This window comes from Paenibacillus sp. FSL H8-0122 (assembly GCF_038005345.1).
Classification (GTDB): domain Bacteria; phylum Bacillota; class Bacilli; order Paenibacillales; family Paenibacillaceae; genus Paenibacillus_AQ.
This window is the reverse complement of record NZ_JBBOTB010000001.1, coordinates 6590156-6603545: the sequence shown is the minus strand read 5'-3', so window position 1 is coordinate 6603545 and position 13390 is coordinate 6590156. Positions and strand designations below refer to the sequence as shown.

At 51.7% G+C, this 13390-nt stretch carries 16 protein-coding genes and 1 tRNA gene; 11 read left to right on the top strand and 6 right to left on the bottom strand.

Annotated features, from left to right (window positions below):
- The first annotated feature begins 115 nt into the window (after nt 1-115).
- The 7 genes from pdxS to NSS64_RS28205 all read left to right on the top strand — a co-directional run bounded on the left by pdxS (nt 116) and on the right by NSS64_RS28205 (nt 4994).
- Nucleotides 116-997: a pyridoxal 5'-phosphate synthase lyase subunit PdxS gene (gene pdxS, locus NSS64_RS28235; RefSeq protein ID WP_036724406.1), complete on the top strand. Its 882-nt coding sequence runs from the start codon at nt 116-118 to the stop codon at nt 995-997.
- Between the two features lie 18 nt (nt 998-1015).
- On the top strand, nt 1016-1600 hold the full coding sequence (pdxT, locus tag NSS64_RS28230) for a pyridoxal 5'-phosphate synthase glutaminase subunit PdxT (protein ID WP_340945709.1): 585 nt from the start codon (nt 1016-1018) through the stop codon (nt 1598-1600).
- Between the two features lie 90 nt (nt 1601-1690).
- A complete protein-coding gene (gene serS / locus NSS64_RS28225) occupies nt 1691-2980 on the top strand; it encodes a serine--tRNA ligase (protein ID WP_341142285.1) in 1290 nt (429 codons plus the stop codon).
- A 65-nt stretch (nt 2981-3045) separates the two neighbouring features.
- Nucleotides 3046-3134, top strand: a tRNA-Ser gene (locus NSS64_RS28220).
- Nucleotides 3135-3289: 155 nt separating this feature from the next.
- Nucleotides 3290-3631: a hypothetical protein gene (locus NSS64_RS28215; protein ID WP_341142284.1), complete on the top strand. Its 342-nt coding sequence runs from the start codon at nt 3290-3292 to the stop codon at nt 3629-3631.
- Between the two features lie 12 nt (nt 3632-3643).
- The gene (locus tag NSS64_RS28210) at nt 3644-3796 is read left to right on the top strand and encodes a small acid-soluble spore protein P (protein WP_076084811.1); all 153 of its coding nucleotides are present in this window, start codon (nt 3644-3646) and stop codon (nt 3794-3796) included.
- Nucleotides 3797-3899: 103 nt separating this feature from the next.
- Nucleotides 3900-4994: a DUF6612 family protein gene (locus tag NSS64_RS28205; protein ID WP_340945707.1), complete on the top strand. Its 1095-nt coding sequence runs from the start codon at nt 3900-3902 to the stop codon at nt 4992-4994.
- 75 nt (nt 4995-5069) lie between these two features.
- Here the strand turns inward: NSS64_RS28205 and NSS64_RS28200 are convergent, their stop codons facing one another.
- Nucleotides 5070-5645 (bottom strand): GNAT family N-acetyltransferase, encoded by a 576-nt coding sequence (locus NSS64_RS28200; protein WP_340945706.1) that lies wholly within the window; start codon nt 5643-5645, stop codon nt 5070-5072.
- Between the two features lie 41 nt (nt 5646-5686).
- On the bottom strand, nt 5687-6190 hold the full coding sequence (gene tadA, locus NSS64_RS28195; protein WP_268748444.1) for a tRNA adenosine(34) deaminase TadA: 504 nt from the start codon (nt 6188-6190) through the stop codon (nt 5687-5689).
- A 363-nt stretch (nt 6191-6553) separates the two neighbouring features.
- Here tadA and NSS64_RS28190 point away from each other — a divergent pair, with 363 nt between their 5' ends.
- Nucleotides 6554-8827, top strand: a complete 2274-nt coding sequence (locus NSS64_RS28190; protein WP_340995771.1) for an ATP-binding protein — start codon at nt 6554-6556, stop codon at nt 8825-8827.
- Complete coding sequence (locus tag NSS64_RS28185) at nt 8814-9515, top strand: pseudouridine synthase (protein WP_209879523.1); 702 nt, start codon at nt 8814-8816, stop codon at nt 9513-9515. The genes NSS64_RS28190 and NSS64_RS28185 overlap by 14 nt, the downstream gene beginning before the upstream one ends.
- Before the next feature lie 87 nt (nt 9516-9602).
- On the opposite strand, the gene motB is transcribed toward NSS64_RS28185, so the two are convergent.
- Both motB and motA read right to left on the bottom strand, forming a co-directional pair.
- The gene (gene motB / locus NSS64_RS28180) at nt 9603-10424 is read right to left on the bottom strand and encodes a flagellar motor protein MotB (protein ID WP_341142283.1); all 822 of its coding nucleotides are present in this window, start codon (nt 10422-10424) and stop codon (nt 9603-9605) included.
- Nucleotides 10408-11208, bottom strand: coding sequence for a flagellar motor stator protein MotA (gene motA, locus NSS64_RS28175; RefSeq protein WP_036724422.1), 801 nt, complete (start codon nt 11206-11208; stop codon nt 10408-10410). The genes motB and motA overlap by 17 nt, the downstream gene beginning before the upstream one ends.
- Before the next feature lie 202 nt (nt 11209-11410).
- On the opposite strand from motA, the gene NSS64_RS28170 reads away from it, so the two are divergent.
- Together NSS64_RS28170 and NSS64_RS28165 are read left to right on the top strand one after the other, a co-directional pair.
- Entirely contained in the window at nt 11411-11704 is a 294-nt protein-coding gene (locus NSS64_RS28170; protein WP_036698940.1) for a hypothetical protein, read from the top strand.
- Nucleotides 11705-11915: 211 nt separating this feature from the next.
- On the top strand, nt 11916-12191 hold the full coding sequence (locus NSS64_RS28165; protein ID WP_036698917.1) for a 4a-hydroxytetrahydrobiopterin dehydratase: 276 nt from the start codon (nt 11916-11918) through the stop codon (nt 12189-12191).
- A 132-nt stretch (nt 12192-12323) separates the two neighbouring features.
- Here the strand turns inward: NSS64_RS28165 and NSS64_RS28160 are convergent, their stop codons facing one another.
- Both NSS64_RS28160 and NSS64_RS28155 read right to left on the bottom strand, forming a co-directional pair.
- Nucleotides 12324-12680: a c-type cytochrome gene (locus NSS64_RS28160; RefSeq protein WP_341142282.1), complete on the bottom strand. Its 357-nt coding sequence runs from the start codon at nt 12678-12680 to the stop codon at nt 12324-12326.
- A gap of 127 nt (nt 12681-12807) precedes the next feature.
- The gene (locus NSS64_RS28155; protein WP_340945695.1) at nt 12808-13293 is read right to left on the bottom strand and encodes a GNAT family N-acetyltransferase; all 486 of its coding nucleotides are present in this window, start codon (nt 13291-13293) and stop codon (nt 12808-12810) included.
- Between the last annotated feature and the right edge of the window lie 97 nt (nt 13294-13390).

Genomic DNA, 13390 nt, shown 5'->3' with positions numbered 1-13390 from the left:
ACAGGTGCACAGGTACTAGCTTCACGGCAAAATCCCAGTAAATAGGTTGTATATATTACAGCCTTACGGTAGAATTAAATGTTAGATTAGGTTAGATCTAACGGGAGGCGTAGATATGGAAACAGGAACTTCGCGAGTCAAAAGAGGCATGGCAGAAATGCAAAAAGGCGGCGTCATTATGGACGTCATGAATGCAGAGCAGGCGAAAATTGCCGAGGCCGCAGGCGCAGTAGCCGTAATGGCCCTGGAGCGTGTACCTTCCGATATCCGCGCAGCGGGTGGTGTCGCACGTATGGCTGATCCTACTATTGTAGAAGAGGTTATCAAGGTAGTGAGTATCCCTGTAATGGCCAAAGCGCGGATCGGTCACTATGTGGAAGCCAAGGTTCTTGAATCTCTGGGTGTAGACTATCTCGATGAGAGCGAAGTACTAACTCCTGCCGATGAAGTGTTCCATATCAATAAACGCGAATTCACGGTTCCTTTTGTATGCGGAGCCAAGGATCTGGGGGAAGCGCTGCGCCGGATTAGCGAAGGAGCCTCCATGATCCGCACCAAGGGTGAGCCGGGTACCGGCAACATCGTGGAGGCTGTCCGCCATATGCGCCATATCAACAGCCAGATCCGTAAGGTGACCGGCCTCTCGCTTGATGAGCTATATCATGAAGCGAAGACGCTGGGTGTTCCGTATGAGCTGCTGCTGGAGGTTCACGAGCTGGGCAAGCTGCCTGTCGTTAACTTCGCTGCCGGTGGTGTAGCTACGCCTGCCGATGCCGCGCTCATGATGCATCTGGGTGCTGATGGGGTGTTTGTCGGCTCCGGGATTTTCAAATCGGACAATCCTGAGAAGTTCGCCCGTGCCATCGTCGAAGCAACAACCCACTTCACGGACTACAAGCTGATTGCTGAAGTATCCAAGAATCTGGGCGCTCCGATGAAGGGGATTGATATCGCCACATTGTCCCCGGCTGAACGCATGTCGGAACGCGGCCGGTAATAGAGAGAAGGCTTCCGGATGAGAATTGGAGTGTTAGCGCTTCAAGGCGCTGTTACAGAGCATATTATCAGTATTGAGAAGACTGGCGCACAGGGCCTGCCTATTAAGCGTATAGAGGAGCTAGACGGGGTAGATGGTCTGATCATTCCCGGCGGTGAGAGTACGACGATTGGCAAATTGATGCGCAAATACGGCTTTATTGAGGCTGTTCGTGAGTTCGCGGTTCAAGACAAGCCTATTTTCGGCACATGCGCCGGTATGATCGTGCTGGCGAAGCGGATTGCCGGAGACGAAGCCGGTCATCTGGAGCTGATGGATATTACCGTGGCCAGGAATGCCTTTGGCCGCCAGCGGGAAAGCTTTGAATGTGATCTGGAGGTTAAGGGGATTGCTGAGCCTGTGCGGGCGGTATTTATCCGCGCTCCGCTTATTGAAGAGGTGGGTCCTGATGTTGAGGTGCTTACGCTCTATAAGGATGAGATTGTAACCGCGCGCCAGGGTAATCTGCTGGCCTGCTCGTTTCACCCGGAATTGACTGATGATTACAGGCTGCATCAATATTTTGCCGGCATGGTAGAGGACAGTATGGCAGCCAATCTATAGAACCGCATATAAGGACACTTTGACTCTTTCAAAGCTGCAAACAAAACAGCATTTTGAAAGAGTTTGGGCTGTTTTCAGGAGGGAAACTTTGTGTTAGATGTTAAAGTATTGCGCAGCGATTATGCAAGAGTAGAAGAGGCACTGAATAAAAGAGGAAAGTCGCTGGATTTGATTGCCAGCTTCCCGGCGCTGGATCAGCGCCGCCGTGAGCTGCTTCAGGAAACGGAAGGGCTCAAGAACCGCCGGAACACTGTATCCGGAGACGTAGCCAAGAAGAAGAAGAACGGGGAACCGGCTGATGATCTGATCGCAGAAATGCGCACGGTATCTGACCGGATTAAGGAATTGGATGACGAGGTGCGTGAGCTTGAGGTCAAGATTGACGAGCTGACGATGAGCATCCCAAATATTCCGCATGAATCGGTGCCGGTAGGTACCTCTGAGGCAGACAATGTCGAAGTGCGCCGCTGGTCAGAGCCTACAGAGCTTGGTTTCACTCCGAAATCCCACTGGGAGCTGGCGCAGCAGCTGGATATCATTGATTTTGAGGCAGCGGCGAAGGTTACGGGTTCCCGGTTTGTCTTCTATAAAGGACTAGGTGCCAGACTGGAACGTGCCCTGATCAATTTCATGATGGACCTGCACAGCGGGGAGCATAACTATGAAGAGATGCTGCCGCCTTATATTGTTAATAAGGACAGCCTCTATGGAACGGGACAGCTGCCCAAATTCGAAGAGGATCTGTTCAAGCTGCGGGATACAGAGTATTATCTGATTCCTACGGCGGAAGTGCCTGTGACGAACTATTACCGTGAAGAGATTATGACGGCTGGCGATCTGCCGAAGTATCATGTGGCCTATAGCTCTTGCTTCCGCTCGGAAGCCGGTTCTGCCGGACGCGATACCCGTGGTCTGATCCGTCAGCATCAGTTCAACAAGGTGGAGCTGGTGAAGCTGGCCAGCCCGGAGAGCTCCTATGAGGAGCTGGAGAAGATGACAGCCGACGCTGAGCGTGTGCTGCAGCTTCTGGGGCTGCCCTACCGCGTCCTGCTGCTCTGTACGGCAGATATGGGCTTCACCTCTGCCAAGACGTATGACCTTGAGGTGTGGCTGCCTGAGAGCGGCATGTACCGCGAGATCTCCTCATGCTCCAACACTGAGGACTTCCAAGCGCGCCGGGCCAATATCCGTTACCGCAAGGAGCCGAAGGCGAAGCCTGAATTCGTGCATACGCTGAATGGCTCTGCCCTGGCTGTAGGACGTACGGTAGCAGCTATTCTGGAGAATTACCAGCAGGAGGACGGAAGTGTGCTGATTCCGGAATGCCTGCAGCCGTATATGCGTAATGTGAAATCCATTTCCGCCAAAACAGCTCAATAATAATAGTTGCATATTATTTGTGGGGCGTGGTATAATTCCTAATGCATGTGAAATTTCGATGCATTGGAGAGGTACCGAAGCGGTCATAACGGGGCGGTCTTGAAAACCGTTAGGGTGCAAGCCCACATGGGTTCGAATCCCATCCTCTCCGCCATTCCTTTACATCTAAATAAGTGCAGATAGAAGCCGTTCTCTCAGGAGGACGGTTTTTTTGTTATCCCGGGGCTTCTTTTTAGTGGAAGGCATTCCAGCGGGAATAAAAAGTCTCTTTTCTCCGCAATGTATTAGAGAAGGAGGCTGATCATAAAGATGGACCGACAATTGCAAGTAGACCAGCAAAGTCTGGTGTCTGCCTGGCAGGAGCGCCTGCCGTTACTGATGGAGAACGGCGACAGCTTCAGCGTACAGGGGGATGCGGCGAACCAGAACAGTCTGCTCATCCATTTCAATGCAGCGGGACGGCAGGGGTATTCTCTGGATTTCCGCTGCACCTATGTGGATAGCCGCGAGGTTGCAGTAGATTTGCTTGACGCCGAACAGGCCGGGGTACACGCGGATGAGCAGTTAGATGCTGTTCAGCTGTTGGCGCAGCAGTATACGAGACAGATTCATGAGTGCGCACAGGCCCTTCAGGGCTTAACTAATCCATAGGAGGTAATCGAAGTGAGCAAACCCAAGAGCATGCCTGTACCCGGCGTACAGCAGGATAATCAGGAGCCCCGCAAGGAGCATCATTCATCGGGTCCTGAGCCGTTGTCCGGGTCTAAAAAGGTGAAACAGGCCAACCATGTGGACCACAATAATCCTCAGGGCTGATAGGCTAATGGAACGAAATTACTGAGAAATGTTTCTCATAATTGCCAAATGGTTTATCATTAGGGAGGGGAAAAAGTTTTTTACATGGGAGAGGAGAAAAATAATGAACAAAAAGTGGGGGTTATCCGCTGCCGCGTTACTGTTAACTGCTGCAGTAATTCTGCCGGGATGTGCAAAGAAAGAGGAGCCGAAGGAGGCTCTGACTTCAGCTGCAGCCAAAGCTACAGCTATGACATCTTACGAAATGAAGACCAAATTAGTTATTAATGATCTGTCGATAGACACAGGCACCAATGAAGCGGATGCTTCAACGGGACAGATGCTCAGCATGCTTAAGAACGCCGAGCTTACCATCGATGGAGTCTACCAGGCAGAGCCAATGCAGACAGAAATGACAACCGTTCTGAATCTGAAGGGGGACATGGCCATGTCCTTCACGGTTCCAATGGTAATGACCGGACAGAAGCTGTATGTCAAAGTACCTTCAATTCCGTTCCTGCCGATTCCTGAGACGATCGTGAACAAATTCGTAGAGCTGGATCTGAAGCAGCTGGCGGAAGAGCAGGGTGCTGAATTCAATCCTGCACAGATGGATGCACAGAAGGTGCAGAAGCTGTCGAATGAAGTGATGAATACCTTGCTGGGTGAATATGATGAAGCCAAGTACTTCAATAATATCAAACCGAAGGATGCCGGCCTGCCTGAAGGCGTAGAAGCCAAGCAGGTAGTTCAGTTCCAGGTTACCAACGATAACGTCAAAGAGGCGCTCACCATTCTGGTGAACAACGCTATGCCTAAGATTATTGATATTCTGGGCAAAGAAGAATACAAGGATCTGCTGCAGATTGAGCCTGCCAAGCTGGCCGAAGCCAAGGAACAGCTTCAATCCAGTGAAGCCCGTGCAGAGTTCGACAAGAGCCTGGCTGATCTGAACAAGTATCTCACTATTAACCAGTTCCATCTGAATACCGCAGTCAACAAAGATGATTATCCGGTATATCAGGATATGCTCATGAACATCAAGGTTAATGATCCTGACAAGGGTGAGAACGTTACCTTATCCATGAATGCAAGCAACCAGTACAGCAAGATCAATGAGAAGCAGACCTTCAAGATTGGCATTCCGCAAGGCGATGATGTCATCACTCTGGAAGAGCTGCAGCAGCAGTTCGGAAGCACAGGTACGGGTACTTATTAATACCATAGTTCCGCAAGCCAAAAACCCGTATGAGCAAATTGCGCTCATACGGGTTTTTGTGTGGACATATGAAGGTTAAGGGGATTCCTGTCCCTCTGGCAGGAACTCCTCAGCCAGAATGGCGTAGGTACGGTGATCCTGCCATTCGCCGTTGATCCGGATGAAACGGCGCGCGAGTCCTTCGGCCTGGAAGCCGTTCTTTTCCAGCACTCTGCGTGAACCGGTATTATGAGGCAGGATGGCAGCTTGTACCCGGTGAAGGCCCAGAGAGCGGAAGGCATACCCGAGGATCAGGTGTACGGCGGCACTGGTATAGCCTTGCCCCTGCTGCTCATGATCGATCATATAGCCGATATCGCAGAATTGTCCGACTCCCCGCACTACATTGGAGATCGTAATCTGGCCGATCAGCTCGCCGCTGAGCAGATAAATCCCGAACATATACGCGCTGTCCTGCTGCGCATCCAGGATACGCTGGTTAATCAGCTGCCGCTGGCTCTCCAGGGTGAAGTAGTCTTCACTGCGCAGGGGTTCGAATTGCTGGTGGGCGATGCGGTTACGTAAACGGAGGCATAGCAGCTCCTCAGCATCCGTAAGCTCCAGCAGCGAGAGATAGATCCCCTGTGCGTTGTTATACAGCTTGTAGGACATCTGGCATTCTCCTTATGAGCATAATAAGTGTTGATGGGCTTTCAGAGCTTCGCAGGCCGCTTCCGCAGCTTGCGGAAGAAGGAGGTTAGCAGCTCCGCGCATTCCTCCTGCAGCACGCCCTGGATGACCTCTGTACGGTGATTAAAGCGAGATTCCTCCAGCAGGTTCATCAAGGTCCCTGCACAGCCGGCCTTGGGGTCTGGAGTGCCATACACGGTGAGCGGCACCCTGGACTGCACCATCGCTCCTGCACACATAGGACAAGGCTCCAAGGTAACATAGAGCTGGCAATCGAGCAAACGCCAGGAGCCCAGGGCTGTACTGGCTTCCCGGATTGCTACCATCTCCGCATGGGCAGTGGAGTCGAGCGTCGTCTCACGCAGATTATATCCGCGGCCTATAATTTGGCCTTCGTGGACGACCACGGCACCAATCGGCACTTCGCCCAAGGCTTCAGCCTTGCGGGCTTCTCCTATCGCTTCTGTCATCCAATGTTCATGAATGGCCCGCTCCTCCGCCGGCAGTTCTTCAAGCCTGGTATTCAAATGCATCTTCCCTTCTTCTATGCCCATTGTACAACGAACAAATATTCGTTCTTAACAAATTGTGGACAACTCTGTGGATAACGACCGACTTATACACAAAATTGTGCACATCGCAATTTGGCAAAATGTTTATATGTGCATAACCTGTGGATGGTTTCTTACCTATTGTAGAGAAACTGCCCCGATAATTCAATATCTGCCAGCACCCGGCTGTGGGGAAAGGCCTTTTCAAATGGGAGGGCAAAAGGTATGATTATGTTGAATGCCCGCTAGGATTTACCAGCGGATAAGAGGTGAACAATACGCTTGTCCATAAAAACGAAATTATCAGCGATTATATTTGGCTCGGTGCTCCTAATCTTGATGCTTAATCTTACACTCAATCTGTATGCTGCCCGGAATAATCTGCGTAATGAGAGTGTAAGCAACATGAAGATCACTGCGAAGCAGGTTGCCGTATCGGTGGAGCAGAGCGGCTACAGCTCGAATTACGTGCAGGATAAAATTGCCCAGAACCTGCGCTTGACCGCCATTCTGGCGTCCTATGAGCTGGACCCGGATATCAGGAATATTACCAATCAACAATTGAAGGCGCTATCCACCAAGCTGGGGGTGTCGAATATCTCGCTGCTGGTGAAGACTGCGGATGATATTATCGTAGCCAAATCTTCAGATCCTGCAGAGATTGGACTTTCGACCAGAGGCATGGGTTTTTGGTATGTGGCTTTTCTGGAGCTGTTTGCAGGCCAGCGGGTATCTGTCGATCAGGGGCAGTCCCTGGAGAATTTCTGGTCCGGGCCGTTTGAATATTCAACCTCCAATCCGGAGTATATTGATAAATGGGGCTATTATTATGACGGGGCCCGCAATTATATCATAGATCCGTTCGTCCGGAGCACAGCGGTAAGCGATTATGTCAAAATTATGAGTCCCGATGAGATCATCCAGGAATCCAAAGCTGTAAATCCCGGAATTCTGGAGATTACGGGAATCAATCCGAAGACCTTCGGGGCCTCAAGCATGCTGCCTGACGGTGCAGATCCCAAGAACACGAAGCTGCGGAACCGCCCTATTCAGTACGGTACTTATTCCTACGGCAATATTGCAGAGGACAAGGCGGCAATCCGTGAAGCATTGAACAAGGGCGAGCCGGTAACGCTGGATACGAAGGCATTGGGTAAAAGAGTGCTCAAAAGCTTCATTCCGATTGAGCGGCCGGGAGCCGCAGATTATGTGATCAGTGTAGTCATGGACTATCAGGCGATCTCCTCAGTCATCCGCGAGCAGCTGTTCAATAATATCACCACCTCGGTGCTGCTGCTTATTATCTTTCTTCTGGCCAGTTATGTGCTGGCCGGTGTAGTTACACGTCCGATTCAGGATATACTGGCTAAGGTCAATGATGTGGCCAAGGGCAAGTTCGAGCCCCCGCTTAATGTATCCAGCCGCGATGAGCTTGGGCAGCTGGCCCAGCGCATCAATGCGATGACCTCACATCTGCTGCAGCACACGAACAGGCTGGGGCAGACACTGGAGGAGAACCGTGCGGTTAAGGAGCATCTGGAGTCGGTCATTAACGGCACTTCGGATGCCATCCACACGGTGGATATGGAGGGGCGGATCATCAGTACGAACAGAGCGTTCGAGGATCTCTATGGATGGGGCGCTGCGGATGCTCTGGTCAAGCCGCCTTATCTGGTTCCGGCCACTGTGCAGGAGCAGGAGAGTATACGATTGCAGCAGCTTAAGGATGGGGCATCTCTGCCGCCTGTGGAGACCGTCAGGCTGAAGCGTGACGGCTCCCTGGTAGAGGTCAGCGTCAGCAGCTCGGTTATCCGGGATGAAGAGGGCCAGCCGCAGTCGGTTGTCCATGTATCCCGTGACATGACCGAGCGGAACCGGATCGAGGAGCTGCTCAGACGCTCGGAGAAGCTGACTACAGTCGGCCAGCTTGCCGCAGGCGTTGCCCATGAGATCCGTAATCCCTTGACCACCCTGCGGGGCTTCCTGCAGCTTCAGCAGGAGAAGAAGGTTCTCGTTCCGCTGCATATTGATCTGATGCTCTCGGAGCTGGACCGGATCAATATGATTGTCAGTGAGTTCCTGATTCTGGCGAAGCCGCAGGCTGTTCATTTCCAGCAAAGGGATCTGCGGCATATTGTGGGCGATGTCATCTCCCTGCTGGACAGTCAGGCCCACCTGTTCGGCATTGAATTCACAACGCATTTCTCGGGAGTACCTGCCATGGTGCATTGTGAGGAGAATCAGCTGAAGCAAGTATTTATCAATGTAATCAAAAATGCGATCGAAGCGATGCCGGACGGGGGAACGATTACCGTGGAGCAGCAGGAGCAGGATGATTCTGTGGTTGTTGTGATCACGGATGAGGGCGGAGGCGTCCCTGAGGATATGCTGCCCAAGCTGGGAGAGCCGTTCTTTACGAACAAAGAGTCCGGAACCGGTCTCGGCTTGATGGTCAGCCAGCGGATTATTCAGGCCCATAAGGGCAGCCTGGAGATAAGAAGCGAGTATGGCCGGGGGGCACAGGTAATTATCAAGCTGCCTGAAGCGAAGGAGCCCGTGCCACCGGCCGTTATGAATATAGAACGGAGTGAAGACGAACATGAGAATCAATAAATTCATCAGTGAGACAGGCTATTGTTCACGCCGTGAAGCAGACAAGCTGGTCGAGGGAGGGCGGGTCACCATCAACGGTGAGCCTGCTATGCTGGGCAGCCAAGCCGAGGCCGGGGACATTGTACTGATTGACGGCCAGCCGCTTCAGACGGGCAGCAGGATCGTGTATATTGCGCTTCATAAGCCGGTTGGCATTACCTCTACTACAGAAGCGCATATTCAAGGCAATATTGTCGATTTCATAGGGCATGAGGAGCGGATATTCCCGATCGGGCGGCTCGACAAGGATTCAGAGGGATTGATTCTGCTGACCAATGACGGTGACATTGTTAACAAAATATTACGCGCAGAAGGCAAGCATGAGAAGGAATATGTGGTCACAGTAGATCGACCCGTCACGCCTTCTTTTCTGACCGGTATGTCCACCGGCGTGAAAATTCTGGGCAGCAAGACACTTCCCTGTGAAATTACGCGTATTAGTGAGCGGGTATTCCGTATCGTGCTGACTGAGGGCAAGAACCGGCAAATTCGCCGTATGTGCAGCGCCTTCGGTTATGAAGTCCGGCGGCTGCAGCGCATCCGGGTCATGAATATCCGACTTGGCGCACTGAAGACCGGAGAATGGCGGGAGCTGTCCCAGGAAGAGAAGCAAGAGCTGGGGGCTATGCTGAACTATCAGCTGCAATAAGCTTATAATGCCCATACCTATAATAAGAGCTGCTCCGATAGACCCTGGTAGGGCCGTTCGAAGCAGCTCTTATTTGTTTTATAACTATCAGGGAGCTGTTACATTAGAGACATCCGTTGTCTCCGCAGCAGCGTCCTTATATTTACGCAGGATGGATACTTCAACCCGGCGGTTCTTGGCCCGCCCGGCAGCCGTAGCATTGGTAGCGATGGGGTGGTATTCGCCAGAGCCGGTCGGGCTGAACTTCGTCGGGTCCAGGTTGGGATTAAGCAGCAGAATCTTCATGAACTCAAGGGCGCGATCTACGCTAAGATCCCAGTTCGAGGAGTACGTGCTGTTGGAGATCGGAACATTATCGGTATGCCCCTGTACCAATACTTCATAATCGGGAAATTGCTGCAGCATGTTAGAGATCGACTTGGCCAGCTGGCGGGATTCGTCCTTCACTATAGCCTGTCCCGAAGCGAACAGGGCATTGTCACTAATCGTAATCATCAGCTGGGACTGATTCAGCTTCGTGCTAAGCAAGTCATTCATCCCGTTGTTCTTGATGTACTGGTCGAACTGCTTCTTCAGCTTCTCCAGATCCTCCTGCTCTTTGGCACGGAGCTTGGACAGATCGGAGGTGCCGGTGTTCTTGGCAATCACATTGTTCATTTTATCCTGCTTGCCCTGGTCCAGCTGGGTGCTGGTCGGGGAATCCGACCGGTACTCCAGGACGCCGCCGCCGCCGCTGAGCGCTGAATTGAAGGCTTCAGCCATTTGCTGGAACTTCACGGCGTCCGTTGCGCTCATGGCGTACATAACCAGGAACAGAGCAACAAGCAGGGTCATCAGATCAGAATAGGGAAGCAGCCAGGATTCATCGGCATGCTCTTCATGTTCCTCATGCCTAGTCTTTTTGCTCACTGGAAGCCCCCTCCTTCTCGCTAAGCTTGGCACGCTCGGACGGAGTCAGGAAGACGGACAGCTTCTGGTTAATGGCAATGGTAGACACCCCGGACTGAATGGAGAGCAGACCCTCGACCATCATCAGGCGGACTTCAATCTCGCGTTTGGATATCCGCTTCAGCTTGTTCGCCATAGGATGCCACATGACATAACCGGTGAATATCCCGAGCAGGGTTGCAATGAAGGCACCGGCAATCGCGTGGGCCAGGACGTCCATGTTACTCATATCCCCCAAGGCGGCGATCAGCCCGATAACAGCCCCGAGTACCCCTAGTGTAGGGGCATACATCCCAGCCTGGGAGAAGATCAAGGCTCCGGCTTTATGTCTGTCTTCAGTGGCATGAATATCTTCCATTAATACATCACGGACGAACTCCTGATCATTGCCGTCAATAATCATCCGCATGCCGTTACGGAGGAAGTTATCTTCAATTTCATCGACATTGGACTCCAGAGCGAGCAGCCCTTCGCGGCGGGTAATGGATGCCCATTCCATGAACATGGTAATCAGTTCGGGCTTACCGACCATCTTTTTCTTCGTAAACAGGATCTTCAACAGCTTAGGGAAATTCTTGACTTCCGACATCGGAAAGGCCATGAAGATAGAGGCAGCCGTGCCAAGAAAAATAATGACATAGGCAGCGGGGTTGTTCAAGCTTGCAAGCGGAGCATGCTTGAGTATCATCCCCCAGATTACTGCGATCAGACCAAACACCAGGCCTAGAATTGTTGAGATTTCCATTTATGCACCTCGTCCATGAGAATTAAGAAGTGATCGACTAACCGCTAATTCGTCCTTGAACCGCGGGAGAACACTCTGTTCGTAACCAAATCACGTATATTCTTCTTTATCGACATCATTCCCTTTTTTGTGAAGTGATTTTTTCGGCTATAATAGATAAGGTAGGTTATTATTCATCAGCGAAGAAAACGGAGTGATTGATGTGGGAGTTAAGCATGGCAGGGATTACGGTGAAATTCTGGTTGAACTGACAGGAGCCGTTGGACGGATTGCAGACGGGTACATTTTTTTTGAAATGGAGCCTGAAGAGTGGACGAATCTGCCGGAGGAATCGAGGCAGGAGGTGTGGGAGGCGCTTGCAGAAGACCTGTTCTACGCGCTGGGCAACGAGCCGGTCATTCAGGTGGGCAGCGGAGTTGTGATGTACGATAAAGAAACACACCGCATTAATATTCTGCTGGGTGATGAGGATCTGGCTTCGGTCGTTCTTGTATAAAGCAGGGGGAAAATGCGGCAGCGGGTTTGTCCCGGGCATCCGGCCATGTTAAAATTGGAAGTGGAGTACTAATTTCCGGGATGTCAGAATACATTTAATCAAAAATCTTTGGCCTGGCACATCCCTTGGACTTTCAGAAGCTGAGGGATGTTTTATTTGAAGAAGAAGAGCAGGCTGAAGGAACCGTTAACTTAGCAAGGGAGGAAACGAATTGCAATTAACTGAGGAACAACTGCAGGAGCAGATCGGCAAGCTTGAGGGCTGGAAGCTGGAGAGGGATAGGCTGGTGCGCAAATATATGTTCAGTGAATATATGAAGGGAATTGCCTTTGTGGATGAGGTAGCGGCAATTTCGGAGGCCTTTGACCATCACCCGCATATCACCATTGATTACAAGACGGTTGTTCTGCGGCTGGCTGCAGATGTGGAGAAGCTTGATCTCCGCCAGGCGCATGAATTTAATGAGGCATTCGAGAAGACCCGCTAGAGGACAAGGCCCCTATGGAGACAACAGGAATATCTGATCAATAGAAAATGCCCGTGCAAGGATCATTCGTTATCCTCGTCACGGGCATTATACATTTAGAATAAGGAGCATGGTGTGAGTACAGGTTGCGGATTATTTCTTCTCGGCCAGCCATAGGGCTACATTCGCAATCTCTTCAGGGGCCAGCCTGTCTTTGAAGGGGGGCATCTGTCCGCGGCCCTTGGTGACTATGCTGTAGATCTGAGCTGCGTCATGTGAAGTGCCTTCCTGCTGCAGGCTGGGCCCCGCCCCGCCCTGAAGCTGGTCACCGTGGCAGGAGATACAATTGGCCTTCACTGTGGCTTCTGCGCCCGCAGCGTCCAGCACAACCTCCGGCATGGTCGGTTTGTTCTGTTCCGCCACCTCGGATTTACCGGGTAAGGTAAACATTAAGATTACTGCAAAGGCACAGGCGGCAAAAAACAAACCGCTCATGATCCATTTCTGCATCTGCATCCGTCCCTCCATGTAAGCTGCTGACTCCATTATAGCGGATGGTGAAGCGTTATCATAGTATGTGTGTCAAAAAAATGAACACAAATGATCCATTTTTTTGAAAACACCTCATTCTCCGGTGCTATTCCTCATAGACCATGCAATAAAAAGGCTTATTGCCCGTCGGGGTACGGCGCTCATAGGTATCTGTTATGGTGAACCCGCATTTCTGATAGGCGCGGATGGCGCGCTGGTTCCAGGTCAGCACCTCCAGATCGATCTCGCGTTCCGGGTAACGGGCCTGTGCTGCCTGCACAATAGCCTTCATGAACAGATGCCCCATTCCATGACCGCACAGATCGGGCCGCATTCCGACTCCAAGCCGGACTACCCCCTCCATCGGAAAGAGCTGGGCGAAGCCGCACAGAACGCCTTGTCCGTTCACTACCGACACATATTGCTCGCTGCGCAGCTGCGGGTCTCCGAACTCCACGCCCAGCGCCTGCATCTGCTCCCAGGACATCCAGCCGTAAATATTATACGGAGGCTTGTAGCTCCACTCACAGATCTCAGCGGCATGCTGCGGCTCCATAGGCACCACGTAAAAGGTTAGCGGGGAGCTAATCATTAGGGGAGGCCTCCTTCCAGGGGAAATCAATTTATTCTTATCATTCTTTATATTAATTATATACAAAAACAGCGAGTTTCGACGCAAATTCCTTGCG

Coding starts and splice junctions, on each gene's coding strand:
- pdxS (WP_036724406.1), top strand. CDS start 116: ATGGAAACAGGAACTTCGCGAGTCAAAAGAGGCATGGCAGAAATGCAA.
- pdxT (WP_340945709.1), top strand. CDS start 1,016: ATGAGAATTGGAGTGTTAGCGCTTCAAGGCGCTGTTACAGAGCATATT.
- NSS64_RS28215 (WP_341142284.1), top strand. CDS start 3,290: ATGGACCGACAATTGCAAGTAGACCAGCAAAGTCTGGTGTCTGCCTGG.
- NSS64_RS28205 (WP_340945707.1), top strand. CDS start 3,900: ATGAACAAAAAGTGGGGGTTATCCGCTGCCGCGTTACTGTTAACTGCT.
- NSS64_RS28200 (WP_340945706.1), bottom strand. CDS start 5,645: ATGTCCTACAAGCTGTATAACAACGCACAGGGGATCTATCTCTCGCTG.
- NSS64_RS28190 (WP_340995771.1), top strand. CDS start 6,554: ATGCTTAATCTTACACTCAATCTGTATGCTGCCCGGAATAATCTGCGT.
- NSS64_RS28185 (WP_209879523.1), top strand. CDS start 8,814: ATGAGAATCAATAAATTCATCAGTGAGACAGGCTATTGTTCACGCCGT.
- motA (WP_036724422.1), bottom strand. CDS start 11,208: ATGGAAATCTCAACAATTCTAGGCCTGGTGTTTGGTCTGATCGCAGTA.
- NSS64_RS28160 (WP_341142282.1), bottom strand. CDS start 12,680: ATGCAGAAATGGATCATGAGCGGTTTGTTTTTTGCCGCCTGTGCCTTT.
- NSS64_RS28155 (WP_340945695.1), bottom strand. CDS start 13,293: ATGATTAGCTCCCCGCTAACCTTTTACGTGGTGCCTATGGAGCCGCAG.